The following is a 17928-nucleotide window of genomic DNA, read 5'->3' as shown; positions in this document are numbered from 1 at the left end:
CCGCCTCCTTCGGAGCGGAGTACCGTGGACGCATCGAGGGCATCGTCGCCGTCGGCTGGTGTGCCGCGGCCGTCCTCGACGCTGTGCGGGCCGGAGGCGATGGCCGATGGACTTCATTGGATCTCGATCCCTCGTGAGGGCCCATGAGCACCACTGACGAGTCGTCCCAGAGCCCGGTCGGAGCGGTCGGCCGGGTGACCGTACAGATCCCGCCGGACGGTCCGGGCGAAGTACTCGTGGCCGTACGCGGCGGCTCGGAGACCTACGCGGCCTGGTGCGCATCCGCGACCACGCTCGGCAGGGACGTACGGGTCATCGTCGTCGACTCCCTCTCGGCACGCTCGGTGATCGTCGAGCCGTTGCCGTCCTGAATCACGCACGAACCACGAACCATGAAACACGGCAGGAGTTCTCTCATGCTGTTCTGGCAGGTCCCCGCGCCCAATGAGGCCATGCTCATCTCCGGTACGAAGCGGCAGGCGCAGGAGACACAGTTCCGGATCGTCACCGGCCACGGAAGTTTCGTACTGCCGGTGAAACAGAAGGCCCGCATGCTCTCCCTGGCGCTGCGGGAGGCCGAGATCGCCGAGGACTGCGTCACCCAGCAGGGCATCAGGCTGAGTGTGCGCGCCGTGTGTGTGTTCAAGGTCGGGGACGACGCGGTGTCGATCGCCAACGCGGCGCGGCGCTTCCTCTCGGAACAGGACCGGATGGAGGAACTCGTCGGCCGGATCTTCGCCGGGCACCTCCGCTCCATCGTGGGCGGACTGACCGTCGAGCAGATCATCAGGGAACGCAGCCGGGTCGCCCAGGAAGTGATGGCCGGCAGCCACAGCGAGATGGAGAAGCTCGGCATCGTGGTGGACGCGCTCCAGATCCAGGAGATCGAGGACGCCACCGGGTACATCAACAACCTCGCGGCCCCCCATGCGGCCGCGGTCGCCAGCCAGGCGCGCATCGCGCAGGCGAGGGCCGACCAGGAGGCCAGTGAGCGCGAGCAGCAGGCCGCGGCGCTGAAGGCCGAGTACGAGCGTGACACGGCCATCAAGCGGGCCGGGTTCCTCGCCGAGACGGAGCAGTACAACGCCCGTGCGGCGCAGGCGGGTCCGCTGGCACAGGCCAGGGCGTCCCACGACGTCATCGAGGAGCAGACGGCGCTCGCCGAGCGGCAGGCCCAGCTCGCCGCGCAGCGCCTCGAAGCGGAGGTAAGACGTCCGGCGGATGCGGAGGCGTACCGACAGCGCACGCTGGCCGAGGCCGCCCGTGATCAGGCCAAGTTCGCGGCGGACGGCAGTGCCTACGCCGAACGGACCCTCGCGCAGGCGCAGGCTGATGCCAACACCGCCCGCGCCCTTTCGCTGCGCGACGGGAACCAGGAACTCATCGCGGCCAACCGGGTCGTGGAGAATCTGCCCGCCCTCGCCGACGCCGCGGCGCGCGGCATGGCCGGGGCCCGTCTCACCGTGCTGAACGGGACCGATGGCGTCAACAGCATGGCGGCGGGGCTGGTGGGCCAGGGTCTGGCCATCCTCGACTCGCTGCGCAACACGAAGGATCCGGCGGTGGACGGAAAGCGCAGTCTGCGCGTCCCGGGGAACCCCTGACCGACCGGGCACAGCCACCCGGTCCGCCCCGGTCCCGCATGGCCGCCCCGCCCGACACGACCGCCCCGGCCGGCACAGGGCCGACCGGGGCGGGAGCGTGGAACGGGGAAACCGTTGCCGTGACGGTCAGACCAGGCCGGCGATCGCCTGGTTGAACGTCGCGGACGGGCGCATGACCGCGGCGGCCTTCTCCGGGTCGGGCTGGTAGTAGCTGCCGATGTCGACCGGCGAGCCCTGCACCGCGATCAGCTCGGCGACGATGGTCTCCTCCTGCTCGGCCAGCGTCTTGGCCAGCGGCGCGAACGCCTCGGCGAGCGCGGCGTCGTCGGTCTGGCCCGCCAGCTCCTGGGCCCAGTAGAGCGCCAGGTAGAAGTGGCTGCCCCGGTTGTCGATCCCGCCGAGCTTGCGGCTGGGCGACTTGTCCTCGTTGAGGAAGGTGCCGGTCGCCCGGTCCAGGGTGTCGGCGAGGACCTGGGCGCGTGCGTTGCCCGTGGTCGTGGCCAGGTGCTCGAAGCTGACCGCGAGGGCGAGGAACTCGCCCAGGCTGTCCCAGCGCAGGTAGTTCTCCTTGACGAGCTGCTGGACGTGCTTGGGCGCGGAACCACCGGCACCGGTCTCGAACAGTCCGCCACCGTTCATCAGCGGGACGACGGAGAGCATCTTCGCGCTGGTGCCCAGCTCAAGGATGGGGAACAGGTCGGTGAGGTAGTCGCGCAGCACGTTGCCGGTGACCGAGATGGTGTCCTCGCCGCGGCGGATGCGCTCCAGGGAGTACGCGGTCGCGTCCTCGGGCGTCTTGATGGAGATGTCGAGGCCGTCGGTGTCGTGGTCGGCCAGGTAGGTGGTGACCTTGGCGATGAGGTTGGCGTCGTGCGCGCGGCCCTCGTCCAGCCAGAACACGGCCGGGTTGCCGGTCGCGCGGGCGCGGGTGACGGCGAGCTTGACCCAGTCCTGGATCGGCAGGTCCTTGGTCTGGCACATCCGGAAGATGTCACCGGCGCCGACGGCCTGCTCCAGCACGACGTCGCCGTTGGTGTCGACCACCCGCACCGAACCGGTGGCGGGGATCTCGAAGGTCTTGTCGTGGCTGCCGTACTCCTCGGCCTTCTGCGCCATCAGACCGACGTTCGGTACGGAGCCCATGGTCGACGGGTCGAACGCGCCGTGCGCGCGGCAGTCGTCGATGACGACCTGGTAGACGCCCGCGTAGCTGCTGTCCGGCAGGACCGCGAGGGTGTCTGCCTCGTTGCCGTCCGGGCCCCACATGTGGCCGGAGGTGCGGATCATGGCCGGCATGGAGGCGTCGACGATGACATCGCTGGGGACGTGGAGGTTGGTGATGCCCTTGTCGGAGTCGACCATCGCGAGGGCCGGGCCCTCGGCGAGCTCGGCCTCGAAGGACGCCTTGATCTCGGCGCCCAGGTGGGGCACGGAGTCCAGGCCCTTGAGGATGGCACCGAGGCCGTCGTTCGGGCTGAGTCCGGCGGCGACGAGCGCCTCACCGTACTTGGCGAAGGTGTTCGGGAAGAAGGCGCGGACCACGTGGCCGAAGATGATCGGGTCGGAGACCTTCATCATGGTGGCCTTGAGGTGCACGGAGAACAGCACGCCCTCGGCCTTGGCGCGGGCGACCTGTGCGGTGAAGAACTCGCGCAGCGCGGCGACGCGCATGACGGCCGCGTCCACGACCTCGCCCGCGAGGACGGGGACGGACTCGCGCAGCACGGTGGTGGTGCCGTCGTCGCCCACCAGCTCGATGCGCAGCGAGCCGTCCTCGGCGATGACGGCGGACTTCTCGGTGGAACGGAAGTCGTCGACACCCATGGTCGCGACGTTCGTCCTGGAGTCCGCGGACCAGGCGCCCATGCGGTGCGGGTGCGCCTTGGCGTAGTTCTTGACGGAGGCGGGGGCGCGGCGGTCGGAGTTGCCCTCGCGCAGGACGGGGTTCACCGCGCTGCCCTTGACCTTGTCGTAACGGGCGCGGACGTCCTTGTCCTCGTCGGTCTGCGGGTCGTCCGGGTAGTCCGGAAGCGCGTAGCCCTGCTCCTGGAGCTCGGCGATCGCGGCCTTGAGCTGCGGGATCGAGGCCGAGATGTTCGGCAGCTTGATGATGTTCGCGCCGGGAGTCCTGGCCAGCTCACCGAGCTCGGCGAGTGCGTCATCGATACGCTGTTCGGCCTTGAGGTGCTCCGGGAAGCCGGCGATGATCCGCCCCGCCAGGGAGATGTCGCGGCTCTCCACCGTGACCCCTGCGGTCGAGGCGTAGGCCTCGACGACGGGCAGGAACGAATAGGTCGCCAGGGCAGGGGCCTCGTCGGTGTGCGTATAGATGATGGTCGAGTCAGTCACCGGGTGCTCCGCTCCACGTCTGCAACATTGCTTGACATCAAGATATCCCGTGACCGCTCCTCCCTCCACAAGGCCCCCGCACTCGTTCTCCCCTCCCCGGCCCTTCAGTGGCCGGATTCCTGGGCCCCGCCCGGCCACCGCCGGGGTTCCACCAGTCCGGACTCGTACGCGAAGACCACGAGCTGTGCCCGGTCGCGGGCACCGAGCTTGATCATCGCGCGGCTGATATGGGTCTTGGCGGTGAAGGGGCTGACCACCATGTGGACGGCGATCTCCTCGTTGGTGAGACCGCGGGCGGCCAGCGCGGTGACCTCGCGTTCGCGGCGGGTGAGGGTGTCCAGGCCGACCGCGGTGGTGCGGTCGGGCGGGCGTGCGACGAATTCGCCGATCAGCCGGCGGGTGATGGCAGGGGAGAGAAGGGCGTCACCGCCGGCGGCGACCCTGATCGCCTTCAGGAGCTCGGCGGGTTCGGTGTCCTTGAGCAGGAAGCCCGCGGCGCCTGCCCGCAGGGCGTCGAAGACGTACTCGTCGAGTCCGTAGTTGGTGAGGATGACGACGTGCACGCCGGTCAGCCGGGGGTCGGCGGCGATCTCGCGGGTGGCCTCGATGCCGGTCATCACGGGCATCGTGATGTCGAGGAGGGCGATGTCGGGGGTGTGCGTACGGACCAGTTCCAGGCCCTGGCGTCCGTCGGCGGCCTCACCGACGACCTCGATGCCCTCCTCCGCGTCCAGCAGGGCGCGGAATCCGGCCCTCATGAGCGCCTGGTCGTCGATGATCGCGACCCGCAGGCGGTGGTCGACGCCGCTTCCGATGCCGTGGTCGCTCATCCGGCCGCCGCCGTCCTCGGCAGGGGCAGCTCCGCGTGCACGGCGAAGCCGCCGCCCGCGCGGGGTGCGGCGTCGAGGGTGCCGCCGAGCGCCGCCTGGAGCCGGGACATGCGGGCGGCGCCCCCCTTCCCGGCCCGCGAGGCACCGGAGTTCGTGGGGACCGCGCTGGCGTTCCACTTCATCAACCGGATCACGTCCGCGTTGCCGGACGAGACCGCGCTGTCCGGGGGCGCCGACGTCTCCGAACTCCTCGGCAGCGAGGCGGGCCGTGCGCTGGTCCGCGATGTGGACAGCAGTCCGGTTCCCGGCGAGAGACTGCCGCTGCTCGAAACGGAGGGCGAGGAACCGCTGTGGGCGGCCGGCACGCCCATCGGTACGGCGTTCGGTGCGCTGCGTACGGCGGCGGGGCTGGGGGCGGGGCTGCTCAGCGACGAGGACGCCGCGTTCGTACGGGAGTCGGTGGCGGGCTGGGACGGTGTCACACCCCTGCCGCTGACCGGCGGCGGGCTGCCGGACCGTGCGGACCGGCCCGGCGTCCGGCTGGCCCTGCTCGCGGCCCGCGCTCTGTACCGGATCACCGAGGAGGATGTGCATGCCCGGCGCGTACCACCGTTCACCGATCACTGTCTGGTCCAGCTGATCGCCTTCGGCGCGATCTGCGCGGTCGAGCGCGTCGAGGCGGGGCTGCTCAGCGTTCCCGGACGGGTGTGACGCCGAGGGCCGCGGGGGCGGGCGGCCGGTGCTCGAACCAGCGCCGGTCGTCCTCCAGTTGGGCGGCGAGAGCGATCAGCCGCTCCTCGCTGCGGGAGGGCCCCAGGAGCTGGGCGCCGAGGGGCAGGCCGTCGCGGGTGAACCCGGCCGGGACGTTGATGCCGGGCCAGCCCAGGACGTTCCAGGGCCAGGCGTACGGGCAGGCCGCGGCCATCGTGAGGTCGGTGCGCCAGGCGCTCAGCCGGTCGAAGGTGCCGATGCGGGGCGGCGGGGCGGCGGTGGTCGGGGTGAGCAGTACGTCGAATCCGCGCCCGGACGCGTCGAAGAGGGCGCCGATCCTGCGGTGCTGGCGCACTTCGCGGGCGCGGGCCGCCCGGACGACCCGGCCGCCGAGACGGGTGCCGGTGCGCAGGGCGCTGCGGGTGCGCGGGTCCAGGAGGGCCGGGTCGGGGTGGCGGGCGGCGAATTCGGCGATCCCGGTGGTGGCGCGGGGGACGAAGGCGAGGCCGATCAGCCCGTAGCGGGGACGGGCCTCCTCGACATGGTGGCCCAGGCGGGCGAGGGCCTCGGCGAGTGCGGTGACGGCCCGGCGCACCTCCGGGTGCGGGCCGGCGCCGGTGAGGGTGAGCGGCGGCCGCCAGGCGAGCGCGATGCGCAGGCGGCCGGGGTCGCGGAGGGCGGCGGCCGAGGCACTGACGGCGGGCGGTCGGTGCGGGTCGTCGGGGTGCGGTCCGGCGACCGCGTCGAGGAGGAGGGCGGCATCGGCGACGGTACGGGCCAGGGGGCCGTTGACGGTGAGGCCCTGGAAGGCGTCGCTGTGGGGGTGCGTGGAGATCCTGCCGCGCTGCGGTTTGATGCCGATGAGATGGGTCCACGCGGCGGGGATGCGGACGGAGCCGGCTCCGTCCGAGCCGAGCGCGGCGGGGACGAGTCCGGCGGCCACGGCCGCAGCGGAGCCACCGGACGAACCGCCCGGGGTGTGCCCGGTGTTCCACGGGTTCCGGGTGGCGCCGAAGGCCGCGCCCTCGGTGAACGGCCACTGGCCCAGTTCGCAGGAGTTGGTCTTGCCGACGATGACGGCCCCGGCTGCGCGCAGCCTGCGGACCGCCTCGCTGTCGGAGGCGGCCGGGGGCAGGTCCCCGTCGCAGCCGAAGTGGGTGGGCAGGCCCGCGACATCGGTGTCGTCCTTGACGGCGACCGGTACGCCGAGCAGCGGCAGCCGTTCGCCCGCCGCGAGCCGCCGGTCGGCTTCGGCCGCTTCGGCGAGCGCGGCTTCGGCCCGGAGGTGCCGGAAGGCGTTGAGGGTGCCCTGGGTGGCCTCGATCCGGGCGAGGGCGGCCGCGACGAGGGCGGTGGAGGAGGTGCGGCCGTCGGCCAGTCGCCGTGCGCTGTCGGCCAGTCCGGGCGGTGCGGGTGCCGGTGACGGCTCCGATGCCGCTGCCCGTGCGGGTACCGCTGCCGGTACCGGCGGGGTGCTCGGTCCGGTCCGGTCCGTGGGTTCCGTTGAGGACATGGGCTGCCGCCTCCCTCGTGTCCGCCGGATCCACCGGTCCTCCCGGTTCCGCCCGCACGAACTTACTGGAGGGTAACGAAGCGGGGGTCACCCGCTCAAGCGTTTCGCACGGCGGGCCGCGGGCTGCCGGGACACGGATGCGTCCGGATCTCTCCGGCCCCGAGGCGATACGCCCCGCACCGGGCTCCGGCCTCCGCCGGGACCGTTTCCCGGAGGCCGTTTCCTCCGAGGCCGTTTCCTCCGAGGCCGTAGCAGCCTCCGGAGAGCTCTCCCCCACCGTGCGTGAGCGAAAACCCCACCGGGCTTCACCCTCCGTACACACCGTCGCGCGCTCCTCACCCCGCGGGCGTACGCTCGACATCACGGATCACACGGATCGCGCACCCTGAACGGCCCTCGACGGGCCCTTTCGAAGGAGGCCACGTGACCCGTCACCGCATGGCCGCACGCACGGCCGCAGGTGCGGCAGTCGTCGCACTCACCCTCACCAGCGGCGCCGTGGCGCACGCCGATGACGACATCGGCTCGCTCAGCGCACAGCAGATCGCCGATCGTTCCCGTGACGCGCTTCTCGGGGTGCACTCGCTGCACCTGAACACGCGCGGCGACCTCGGCAGGGCGGACTCGCCGATGACGCTGGATCTCGTCCTCGACCGGGACGGCAACTGCGCGGGCGGCGTCGACCTCGGCGACGACGAAGGCTCGTTGAAGATCGTCAAGCGCGGTGACACGGTATGGCTGAAGCCCGACTCGGCGTTCTGGAAGAACCAGGTGCCGATCGGCGGCTCGGCCTTCGAGGCCATCGTCGCCGGCCGGTACATCAAGGCTTCGGCCACCGACCCGAGGCTGGGCGACGTGACCAGGGCCTGCGATCTCGACACCTTCCGCCGGCTGATCTCCGACAACGCGAAGACCGGATCCGACCGGGGGACGCTGGTCAAGGGCAAGGAGACGCGGCTCGCCGGTTCCCCCGTCATCCCGCTGATCCGGACCAGGAACGGCGACACACTGACGTGGTACGTGGCCACCGAAGGCAAGCCCTATCCGGTGCGGCTCACCGTGAAGGGCCCGTCCGCGGACGCGGTCGTGGGCTTCTCCGCCTTCGACAAGCCGGTGCCCACGGCCACTCCCCCGGCGGACGAGACGGTGGATGTCAACGCACTGCTGGGGCGGACGACCTCGCCCGTCTGACCGTGCCGTTTCACCGGCCCCCGAATCCGGCCGCCGCCCGGTCCCGCCCCGTTCGCCCCTGAGGGCCCCTCACCCCCGTGGGGCGCGGTCCCTCCGGCTGAGCACCGCGTACAGCACGAGCGACGAGGCCAGACCGACCGCCCAGCCGTAGTCGGCGAGCGGTTTCAGGAACGGGATCAGCCCGTCGGACGGGAAGGGGCCCTTGCCGGGGGCCGAGTGGGAGCCGCCCACGGCCAGGACACCGCCGAGGGCGAAGGCGGCGACGGCCCGCCAGTTCCAGCCGTTGGTGTACCAGTAGCGTCCGCCGGGCCGGTAGAGGTCGGCGAGGTCCAGCACGGTGCGGCGGATGATCCAGTAGTCGGCGATCAGAATGCCCGCCACCGTACCGAGGAGTCCGCCGACCAGTCCGAGCCAGGTGAAGATGTACAGCTCGGGGGTCTCGGTGAGCTTCCACGGCATGATGAGGACGCCGACGACGCCCGTGATCAGGGCGCCGGTACGGAAGTTGATGAGCTTCGGCGCGAGGTTCGCCAGGTCGTACGCGGGTGAGACGACGTTCGCCGCGATGTTCACCGAGATCGTCGCGATGAGGACCGTGATCAGCCCGAAGAGCAGCCCGAACACGTTGTCCGTCTTGGCGACGAGCTGGACCGGGTCCCAGACGGCCACCCCGTACACGGCCTGCGAGCCGGAGGTGACGAAGACCGACAGCAGGGCGAAGAAGGTCATGGTGGTCGGCAGGCCGAGCGACTGACCACGGATCTGTGCGCGTTGGCCCGCGGCGAAGCGGGTGAAGTCGGGGATGTTCAGCGAGAGCGTGGCCCAGAAGGCGATCATTCCCATCAGGGACGGGAAGAAGACCGGCCAGAAGTCCTTGCCCCAGCCGAGCGCGGAGGGCTGGTCCAGCAGCGGACCGAATCCGCCCGCCTTGACGGCGACCCACACCAGCAGGACGACGGCGCCGACGAGGACGAACGGAGCCGCCCAGTTCTCGAACCGGCGCAGGGTGTCCATCCCCTGGTGGATGATGGCGAGTTCGAGCGCCCAGAAGAGGACGAAGCAGAGCCACAGCGTCCATGGCTGGCCGCCGATCTCGCCGGCCTCCGCCCAGCCGCCGAAGATCTTGCCGAGCAGGGTGAAGACGCCGACGCCGCCGATCCAGGTCTGGATGCCGAACCATGCGCAGGCGACGGCCGCCCGGATCAGGGCGGGCAGGTTGGCGCCGCGCAGCCCGAAGGAGGCACGGGCCAGCACCGGGAAGGGGATGCCGTACTTGGGTCCGGCGTGCCCGGTGAGCAGCATCGGTGCGAGCACGATCAGGTTGGCCAGTGCGATCGTGAAGACGGCCTGTTTCCAGTCCATGCCGAGCGCCACCAGACCGGAGGCGAGCAGCCAGGACGGGATGTTGTGGGCCATGCCGATCCAGAGGGCCGCGAAGTTGTACGTCGTCCAGGTGCGCCGCTCCAGGGGGACGGGCAGGAGGTCGGCGTTGGCGAAGCGGGGGTCGTCGGGAACGTGGCCGTGGGCGAGTTCGACGCGATCGGACGGGGCGGGTATCGGGTCCTGCGGTGGGGTGGGTGGGACGGTTGCGGTCATGGCGGCTGGACCCTTCGCTCGGGAGCGGTGCCGTGCGGGGCTGGTTCGGGTCTACGCGGGGGCGGGTGACCTGCGCGCGGGGGCGGGGATCGGGTGCGGTGGGTGCGGTGGGGGCGGGGGAAGCGGACGGGTGTGCCGGTCAGGCCGACAGGGCCGGGATGATCTCGGAGCCGTAGGCGTCGATCGTCGCCTCGCGTGCGTCGTGCATGTTGTACACGGCGAACTGGTCGACTCCCAGGTCACGCAGGGCCCGGAGCTTCTCGATGTGCGCTTCGGCGGGGCCCAGCAGACAGAACCGGTCGACGATCTCGTCCGGCACGAACGCCGTGTCCGGGTTGCCGGTGCGGCCGTGGTGGCTGTAGTCGTAGCCGGACCGCCCGGCGATGTACGCGGTGAGGGCCTCGGGGACCAGGCCGGAGTGCTCGCCGTAGCGGGACACCAGGTCGGCGACGTGGTTGCCGACCATGCCGCCGAACCACCGGCACTGCTCGCGGGCGTGGTCGAGGTCGTCGCTCACATAGGCGGGGGCGGCGACGCAGATGGTGACCGAGTCCGGGTCGCGGCCGGCGTCGGCCGCCGCCTGCCGTACCGCCTTGATCATCCACTCGGTGAGGAACGGGTCGGCGAGCTGGAGGATGAACCCGTCGGCCTTCCGGCCGGCCAGGGCCAGCGCCTTGGGACCGTACGCCCCCATCCAGACCGGCAGGCTGCCGTCCTTCACCCACGGGATCTGGATCGGCCGGCCGTCGACGGTGGCCTCCCGGCCCTCCGCCAGATCACGGATGACGTCCATCGCCTCGCCGAGGCGGGCCAGGGTGTTGGGTTTGCGGCCCGCGACGCGCATCGCGGAGTCGCCGCGCCCGATGCCGCAGACGGTGCGGTTGCCGTACATGTCGTTGAGGGTGGCGAAGGTGGAGGCGGTGACCTCCCATGTACGGGTGCCCGGGTTGGTGACCATCGGGCCGACGATCAGCCGCTCGGTGTGTTCCAGGATGCTGCTGTAGATGACGAACGGCTCCTGCCAGAGCACCGCCGAGTCGAAGGTCCAGCCGTAACGGAAGCCGTTGCGTTCGGCACGGCGCATGAGACCGACCACCGTCGAGGCGGGCGGGTCGGTCTGGAGGACGAGTCCGAAGTCCATGCCGGGTTCTCCTAGTCCAGGTGCTGACATGTGGCACGGGCGGTGTGCCTGCCGTGACCGGTACGGCCCGTGAACCACCGCCCGTGGATGACGACTTCACCCCGGGAAGGGGCCGTCCCGGCCGCTCCGGTGAAGCGCGGGTCCGGCAGTCCGTGCGGGGGCGGAAGCGGTGTGCCGTCGTCGTCGCCCAGTGCGCATACCGCCCTCTCCCGTACTCCGGCCTTCAGGTACTCGGGCGCACGCCGGTGAGGCTCCGGGAGCGCGGCCCTTGGGTGATGTGCTCGGGAAGATCCTTCCACATCATGCCGTGCCGAACCTTGCGCGACGACGCTCCGAAAGCGAGTCGCGGGGGGCCGATTCTGGACCGCTTCCAAGGTTTTGGGAAGAGGTCCCCCGCACGTTCCCGCTGATCGCCGGTGAGCCCTCGCGGAGCGACTCGGGCAGCTCCTGCACACCGCGGCGGCCGCCGACGCGTCCGGTCCGACCCGCTTCGGCCGCCCGAGGACGGACTCGGCGGGGTTGGCTCGATATCGACGGTAAGCGGGGAATCCCCCACCGGGGGCTCCGAGAGCGACGGGGCCCGCGCCGGGGTGCTGTCGCACCCTCCTGGATACGGGCGCCGGCCCCGTCGTTCAGGGACGCCGGCGGCGGGCCCACCGCCGACGCCATGTCCATGAACTTGCGGATCTTGGCGGGGTGGGCCTCGCCCAGTGCGCCTCCGATAATCCGGAAGTCGTACGCGTGCACGAAGACCCTACGTCCGAAGACGGTGTCCCAGCCGGTGACCGCAGCGTCGGTAACTTGAGGGAGGGGGCCGGGGCGTGATCACGGGCATGGGGATTCCTCCGTCTCGCTGAGGGCCGGCCGTTTCCGGCGCCTTGAGTGCAGGAGCCCGCCGCACCGGTGCACCGGGCAGCCGGGGCACCCCTGTTCCTTCAGTGCGGGCTTCGCCGCTCCTCCTCGCGTATGTCGCCCTGCTCATCCGGCCAGTGAGCACATCGTGGCGGGCAGAGTCCGGCGTAATGCCCGGAGATGGATCCGAAGGCACCGGCGGTGAAACGCGACAGCACCATGATTCCCGGGTGATTCACGTCTTCCGTTGTCGGCGATATCGCCGGGGCGGGATGTGCCGGACGAGGTCTCCAGGGCTTGGTGCGCATGGTTCTCTCCTGACGTCGACCGGTTCGGGATTCGTGCCATGCCGACGGCACGGCCACTCTGAATTCTGGAGAGACCGATCGAGATTCGGTGGACGTGGCCGAAATAAAGCGGCCCGTTTCCGTCGCACGGCAAGGGAGCGGCGTAGCGCAAACGGCCCATGGGTCAGCGTGCGGACGGACCCCGGCCCGTGAGGACCCGGAAGGCGGCCAAGCCGTCGCTCGCGCCCTTCGGACAGAGGGTTCCCGCCGGGGTACGGCTCAACAGGGAAATCCGGTCGGACCGGCCACCCCGGAGACAGCGGCGTATCCCGCCCGACGCCCATCGGAGCTCGGTCCGATCCGATGCCCCCCGGGACGCGGTCCGTTCGCCGACCGCAAGCCCGTCGACGGAGAGGGGGAAGTGAGCGTGAAGGTGGTGTGACGCTGTCCGCCGCCCCATTCGGGCCGGCGCCGGAGCAGTTCGGAACGGCCGGTGACGATCACGAAGAGGGGAACGGGCACCGGCAGGGAGGCCAGTCCCTCGATGAAGTCCAGCACGTCGTCGTGTGCGCGGTGCACATCGTCGAAGACCAGGACGAGGGGTTCGCGGAGCGCGACGTTGGTGAGGAATCGCTGGCAGCCGTCGAGCGCGTCCACGGTGCCGCACCCGATGCTCTCCTTGCTCTTCAGTCCGAGCACGGCGCCCAGTCTGGCACTCAGCCATCTGCGCTCCGCCTCGAAGTCACTCCATCTGTGCAGGGCCTCCGACAACGTGCCGTGGACCGTGGCCGGGGAGTCCTCCGGCGAGATCCGGCACAGCGTGGACACCATGCTCCTCAGCACCGCCATGGCGTCGTTGCCGACTGACGCGGAGACACGGCTGATCAGCCATTGCGCCCCCTCCCGGTGTGCGGCCGAGCTTCCCCTCAAGTCCTCCAGGAACTGGCTCTTGCCCGCTCCGGGGTCCCCCAGCACGGTGACCAGATGCGTCGCCCGACGGCGCAGTGACCACTCCAGCAGTCCCTGCGCCAGGCCGAGTTCGATGTCATGACAGGTACTGGAGGCGTCACCGTCGGAACGGCCGCTCACGCCCCGTACGCCCTCGACCTGCCAGTCGTCCGGCGATCCGCCGGCCGGCCTATAGACGATCGCGGCATCGGTTGCCCGCCGTGTCCGGTCGCAGACCACGATCTCGCCGCCCATGGCGCTGGAGAGCAGCGTCTGACAGCGCTCCACGAGAGACCCGAAGACGGACAGCGGGTCGCCGCCGTCCCCCTGCGTCCCGCGCACCCTCGCCTCGCCGGTGACGACGGCCAGGCCGAGCACGGGCCTGGGCTCGCGTACGGCGGTGCGACTGGTCTGCACGGCCCAGGCGTCGACGTGATCGCGTACGGCCAGCGCCGCTCGTACGGCCCGCTCCTCGCAGTCCTCGGAGTCCGCCATGCCGAAGGCGGCCAGGGAGAGGGGGCCGATGGCCAGCTCCACCGCACCACCGAAGGACTCGGCCTTGTCCTGGACCGTGCCGGCGACGGCCTTCAGTACGTTGTCGATCTCCGCGGCGTCCAACTGCTCTATCCCGGTGCCGAAGCGGCTGTTGATCAGGACGAGGCTCACACGGCGCCGCTCCGCGTCGCGATGCGGCCGGCCCACCGACGGCGCAACCGGCTCGGACTTCTCGGCCACCGTCGCCCTGCGGGGGCGCGCGGCGGCGTCCGGAGCCTCCGCCCCCGTGGAACGCGGCGGCGTCGCGGCACCGGTGGCCGGGTGCTTCCCGCGCGGTTCGGTGCGTGGCTCGGGGGACTTCGGCAGCCCTTCGGGGAAGAGCGCCGGATCATGGCTCAGAATGGACCGCTGAAGGAACCGCAGTTCGCGGCTGGGTTCAAGGCCCAGGTCACTTGCCAGGAGGGAGCGCAGCACGCTGTACGCGTCCAAGGCCTCGACCTGTCGTCCACAGCGGTACAGAGCCAGCATGAGCTGACCGCACGACCGCTCCCGGAAGGGCTCGCCCGCGACCATCGACGCCAGATCGGCGAGTACGTCGTGATGGCGTCCACAGGCCAGCTGCGCCTCGAAGTAGTCCTCCATGGCATCGAGCTTGGCGCTCTGTACGGCCGCGAGCCCCGGCCAGGCGATGCCGGTCTCGACGAGGTCCGCCAGGGCCGGTCCCCGCCACAGCGCCAGTGCGTCCCCGAGCAGGCGGGCGGCTTCTTCCGGCGGACCGGCCGCGAGCCTGGCCCGGCCTTCCTCGACCTTGCGGTGGAACTGGTGCAGGTCGACCTGTTCGGGCGCGACGCGCAGCATGTATCCGGGGGCCTGGGTCACCACCGCGGCCGACTCCTGCGGGTGGAGCTCGGCGGAGAAGAGGCCCCGCAGCCCCCACACCGCGTTCTGCAGCATCTTCCGCGCCGTGGGCGGTGCCTCGTCGAACGCCCACAGGGCGTCCTGTAATTCGCTGACGGCCACCACGCGGTTGACCCGCAGCAGCAAGAATCCCAGAGTGGCTCGCTGTCTTGCTCCCCCCAGAACCACCGGATGCCCGTTGACCAGGACTTCCAGCGGACCCAACATCCGAAACTGCATGACTCCCCCTATGACCATCCAGAAGATCTCGGCTGACCGCGACAAGGCGTCCCGGCTCTCGGGTTCGCCCCGGCCGCGATCCCACAGAGGAGAACAGAAATGGGCATGCCGAAATTCACGCCCCGACCGGACCGAGAGAAGAATCAGACACGGCAACACTGTTACGCCGGGAAGAAAGGAGCGCTGTTCCGGACCCCGCAGATCCCCGGGGCATGACGGAATCACCCGAGGGACCGGGCGCCGCACACACGTGGGCCCCTGGATTCCCCCGGGAACGGAAGGGCTCCCCGGAGACGATCCGCGTCACAGGTCCCGTACCGGCGCCCTCTGCCCCATTCTTGATCGGACCGGCTTGCGGGCAGCAAGGAGGAGAAGCGGAGGTTGTCCGCTACTTACCCATGCACCTGTCGGGCACGGACAGTCCCCGCGCCATGGGACGGGACGTGATGCGTGAGCGAGTGACCGCACCGGGGGTGCCGCTCCACGCATCCGGTGCCGCATCGCGGTCGTACCCCGGGATACACGCCTGCGCGGCGACGCGCTCGACTTCGGTGCGGGCGGGACAGTGCGGCACCGGAGCTCCGTCCCAAGGGGCACAGCTCATGCCGCGCAGGAACCTTCGGGGCGAGAACGCGCCCGTGGGTCGCACGGTGTGCGACTGGCCTGCCGGCATATGAAGCTCCCCCTGCCATGACGCCTGCTCGATCCACCTCAAGAAAAATACCTTCTAGCACGTCAGTTTTGGTGAAATCACCCGACTACTTTGCCACCTCTTGCCCTGAGCGACGCCAACGCTCCCCCGCCTGCGCCCGACAGGTGAACGACACATGAACCAGGGTTGTGCGGTGCCGATTCGGAGCACTCATACGGTGCCGCACGTACGCGAGGCCCTCCCGGCAGGGCACCCGCACAGGGCACGATCCGGCCAGCCAGCACGTCCGGGGCTGCCAACTGCTCGCCTCCAACGGGCATGGACGGCAACGCCATTACCCCGCCGCACCGCATTTCATGCAGGTGAGAACCACCCATGGGGTACCGGAGGGCCGAGTCGGGCAGCTCATGGACTTCTGCCCGACTCCATGCGGGCGCAGCCAGAAGCAGCCAGATCATCCACCGAGATCCCCATGTGCTTGCCGAACGGCTGAACGGAGGGAAAAATTCTCTCAGGAAGGTTACTGGTGGTGCCACTTCCGGAGTCTCCGGCGAGAGGCCGGGCGATTGCCGCGTGACCGCCCCCCGCCGACTCCGGCCGCCCCGGCCGCCCCCGACCACCTTGACCTACCTGGGCCTACGGCCCCGAACGACCGTATCGGAACGACAACTTGAGAGGCAGGACACCGTGCCGAAGCAGGACCGTGCCAGAAGGACCCACGAGGTCCTCCTGGATGCCGCGGCAGACGAATTCACCCGGCATGGCTACGCGGGGGCCAACCTGGCGCGCATCGCCGTGCAGGTCGGCATGACCAAGGGGGCCGTCTACGCGCACTTCCCGTCGAAGGAAGCCCTGGCCACGGCACTCACCGCGCCCTTCGACCGGGCCTGGCGGGAGATCCTCGGGCAGGCCGCCGACGCGGGCGACGACTCGCTGGAGACGCTTCAGTGCATCACGTTCACCCTGGCGAGCCGCCTGCGCGTCGACATCCGCTTCCGCGCCGGGCTCCAGCTGGTCTCGGAAGGCGCCAGGGCACTCGGTGAGTCCCCTGCGGTCATCAATGATGTGACGCGGATGACCACCCAGTTGGTGCGCGAGGCCCAGCGGCGCGGGGAGGTGAGGTCGACCCACGCGCCCGAGACGCTGAGCGGCCTGGTGGTCGCCTCCACGTTCGGCAGGTACCACACGACGGCGCAGCACCAGTGGGACAGCTTCCCCCATGATGCGCGCCAGTTCTGGCAGTTGCTCTTCCCGGCGCCGGTCACATGCCCCGCGTCGACGGCGCGGGCCCCAGGGCACGACACCGGCTGAGTTCCGCGGCGGAGCGCTCCGTCCCCGTACAGGTCAGGCGCAGGAGCCGGCGAGTGGGGTCCCGACGGAGGCTCCGGAAGGCGTAGGCGGCGGAGGTCATCGTCATGTGGTGGTGCCGGCCCGGGAAGGAGCGGCCTTCGAAGTCCTGGGCCCCGGAGTTCGCCTCCAGGCTGCTCACCGGGCGGCGGGCGGCGCTCACGCTCCGGGCGAGCGCCGGCACCTCCTCCACCCGGCGGTCGGTAGGACCGGCGATCCAGAAGCATGCGCTCTGCCGCCCTCGCGAGGCGGGGGCGTGCCGGAGAGCGGTAGGTGCGGGAGGGGCCGGACGCCTCCTGGGGCCGCAGGCGGACGAACTGCTCGGCACTCACCTCGCACACGAGGTCCGGCCCGCGCCGGGCCAGACCCTCCCTCACCTCGCTCCCGCGGTACGGCGCAGGCCCGGCGTCATGCTCCACAGAGGTCCGAAGAAGGCGCGTGACCGGGGGAGTTACGCCGTGGACCTCCTTCGACGGAGGGTGAAGCATCTCCTTCGCGTCCTCGGCACCCCATCAGCACCCCGGTGCGGTCAGCCCCGAAATAGGTTCCTTCCGGTGCGTCAGTCTTCAGCGGTCCGCCCCGTTGCCTCGCCCTGCGGCGGAAGGTCACTGGGGCAGGATGCCCGCACCGGGTAACGCGGCCAGTAACTCCGGGCTGTGCCCGACGACAACCGGGTAGCCGACCTCGGTGAGCATCGGCAGGTCGGAGAGGTGGTCCCCGTAGCCGTAGCAGTCCTCCGCCCGGATGTGGGGGTAGCCACGGAGGAGATCGCGTACGGCCGCCCGCTTGCCCTCGCCGATGACCGGCGCACCGTCGATCTCCCCGGTGTGCAGACCGTCGCGGACCTCCGGGTGGGTGCCGCACACATGACGTGCGCCGACATCCGCGGCGATGGGGTCGAGCACGGCCGCGAACGAACCCGATACCAGGACGACGGCGGCGCCCTCCTCCTGATGGCGGCTCAGTGCCACCCGGGTGCCGGCGAGGTAGAAGTCGCCGCTTCCGCGGCGCTCGTCGAACCAGCGCGCTCCCCATTCGGCCACGTCCGACGCGGGCTGACCGCGCCATGCCCGGTAGTACGCCTGGTTCGCGTCGCCGCGGCTGGCCCCCGCCGCCTGTAGGGCAGCCAGCCGCTCCCGTGTCGCACGGGCGTGCTTGGCTCCGTCGGTTCCGTAGCGTCCGATGAAGAAGAACTCCAGGAAGTCGAAGAGGCTCTTGGCCCTGATGAGCGTCTCGTCGACGTCCACGAAGACGAGCCGGCGGGGAGGAGACACC

12 protein-coding genes and 1 pseudogene are annotated in these 17928 nt (G+C 70.7%); 5 read left to right on the top strand and 8 right to left on the bottom strand.

The annotated features are described in order from the left end of the window. Positions 1-143: 143 nt before the first annotated feature. The gene (locus tag OG251_RS32910) at positions 144-371 is read left to right on the top strand and encodes a hypothetical protein (protein ID WP_326680515.1); all 228 of its coding nucleotides are present in this window, start codon (positions 144-146) and stop codon (positions 369-371) included. 45 nt (positions 372-416) lie between these two features. Continuing rightward, positions 417-1604 carry an SPFH domain-containing protein gene (locus tag OG251_RS32905; protein ID WP_073719315.1) on the top strand — a complete coding sequence of 396 codons (1188 nt, stop codon included), beginning with the start codon at positions 417-419 and terminating at the stop codon, positions 1602-1604. 126 nt (positions 1605-1730) lie between these two features. Here OG251_RS32905 and OG251_RS32900 read toward each other — a convergent pair whose 3' ends face one another. Together OG251_RS32900 and OG251_RS32895 are read right to left on the bottom strand one after the other, a co-directional pair. After that, the gene (locus tag OG251_RS32900; protein WP_326680513.1) at positions 1731-3953 is read right to left on the bottom strand and encodes an NADP-dependent isocitrate dehydrogenase; all 2223 of its coding nucleotides are present in this window, start codon (positions 3951-3953) and stop codon (positions 1731-1733) included. Positions 3954-4057: 104 nt separating this feature from the next. Next, positions 4058-4783: a response regulator transcription factor gene (locus tag OG251_RS32895; RefSeq protein ID WP_326680512.1), complete on the bottom strand. Its 726-nt coding sequence runs from the start codon at positions 4781-4783 to the stop codon at positions 4058-4060. Between the two features lie 108 nt (positions 4784-4891). Between OG251_RS32895 and OG251_RS32890 the strand changes: the two genes are divergently transcribed. After that, positions 4892-5494 (top strand): hypothetical protein, encoded by a 603-nt coding sequence (locus tag OG251_RS32890; protein WP_326680511.1) that lies wholly within the window; start codon positions 4892-4894, stop codon positions 5492-5494. Here OG251_RS32890 and OG251_RS32885 read toward each other — a convergent pair. Further along, positions 5472-7007 carry an amidase gene (locus tag OG251_RS32885; protein ID WP_326680510.1) on the bottom strand — a complete coding sequence of 512 codons (1536 nt, stop codon included), beginning with the start codon at positions 7005-7007 and terminating at the stop codon, positions 5472-5474. The two genes, OG251_RS32890 and OG251_RS32885, sit on opposite strands and share 23 nt — an antisense overlap. A gap of 423 nt (positions 7008-7430) precedes the next feature. Between OG251_RS32885 and OG251_RS32880 the strand changes: the two genes are divergently transcribed. Beyond that, positions 7431-8198, top strand: a complete 768-nt coding sequence (locus OG251_RS32880; protein WP_326680509.1) for a hypothetical protein — start codon at positions 7431-7433, stop codon at positions 8196-8198. A gap of 69 nt (positions 8199-8267) precedes the next feature. Here OG251_RS32880 and OG251_RS32875 read toward each other — a convergent pair whose 3' ends face one another. The 4 genes and pseudogenes from OG251_RS32875 to OG251_RS32860 form a co-directional block, all read right to left on the bottom strand. Further along, complete coding sequence (locus OG251_RS32875; RefSeq protein WP_326680508.1) at positions 8268-9794, bottom strand: NCS1 family nucleobase:cation symporter-1; 1527 nt, start codon at positions 9792-9794, stop codon at positions 8268-8270. 139 nt (positions 9795-9933) lie between these two features. Continuing rightward, positions 9934-10935, bottom strand: a complete 1002-nt coding sequence (locus OG251_RS32870; RefSeq protein ID WP_326680507.1) for a TIGR03842 family LLM class F420-dependent oxidoreductase — start codon at positions 10933-10935, stop codon at positions 9934-9936. A 591-nt stretch (positions 10936-11526) separates the two neighbouring features. Next, positions 11527-11733 (bottom strand): annotated as a pseudogene (locus tag OG251_RS32865) (carboxyl transferase domain-containing protein); the annotation flags it as partial. Between the two features lie 620 nt (positions 11734-12353). After that, on the bottom strand, positions 12354-14654 hold the full coding sequence (locus tag OG251_RS32860; protein WP_326680506.1) for a BTAD domain-containing putative transcriptional regulator: 2301 nt from the start codon (positions 14652-14654) through the stop codon (positions 12354-12356). A 1339-nt stretch (positions 14655-15993) separates the two neighbouring features. Here OG251_RS32860 and OG251_RS32855 point away from each other — a divergent pair. Next, complete coding sequence (locus OG251_RS32855; RefSeq protein WP_326680505.1) at positions 15994-16617, top strand: TetR/AcrR family transcriptional regulator; 624 nt, start codon at positions 15994-15996, stop codon at positions 16615-16617. Positions 16618-17258: 641 nt separating this feature from the next. Here the strand turns inward: OG251_RS32855 and OG251_RS32850 are convergent. After that, on the bottom strand, positions 17259-17927 hold the full coding sequence (locus OG251_RS32850) for an HAD family hydrolase (protein ID WP_326680504.1): 669 nt from the start codon (positions 17925-17927) through the stop codon (positions 17259-17261). Position 17928 lies beyond the last annotated feature (1 nt).

Origin of the sequence: Streptomyces sp. NBC_01237 (genome assembly GCF_035917275.1) — a bacterium.
In the GTDB taxonomy this organism is placed as follows: domain Bacteria; phylum Actinomycetota; class Actinomycetes; order Streptomycetales; family Streptomycetaceae; genus Streptomyces.
This window is presented reverse-complemented; position numbering and strand designations above follow the sequence as displayed.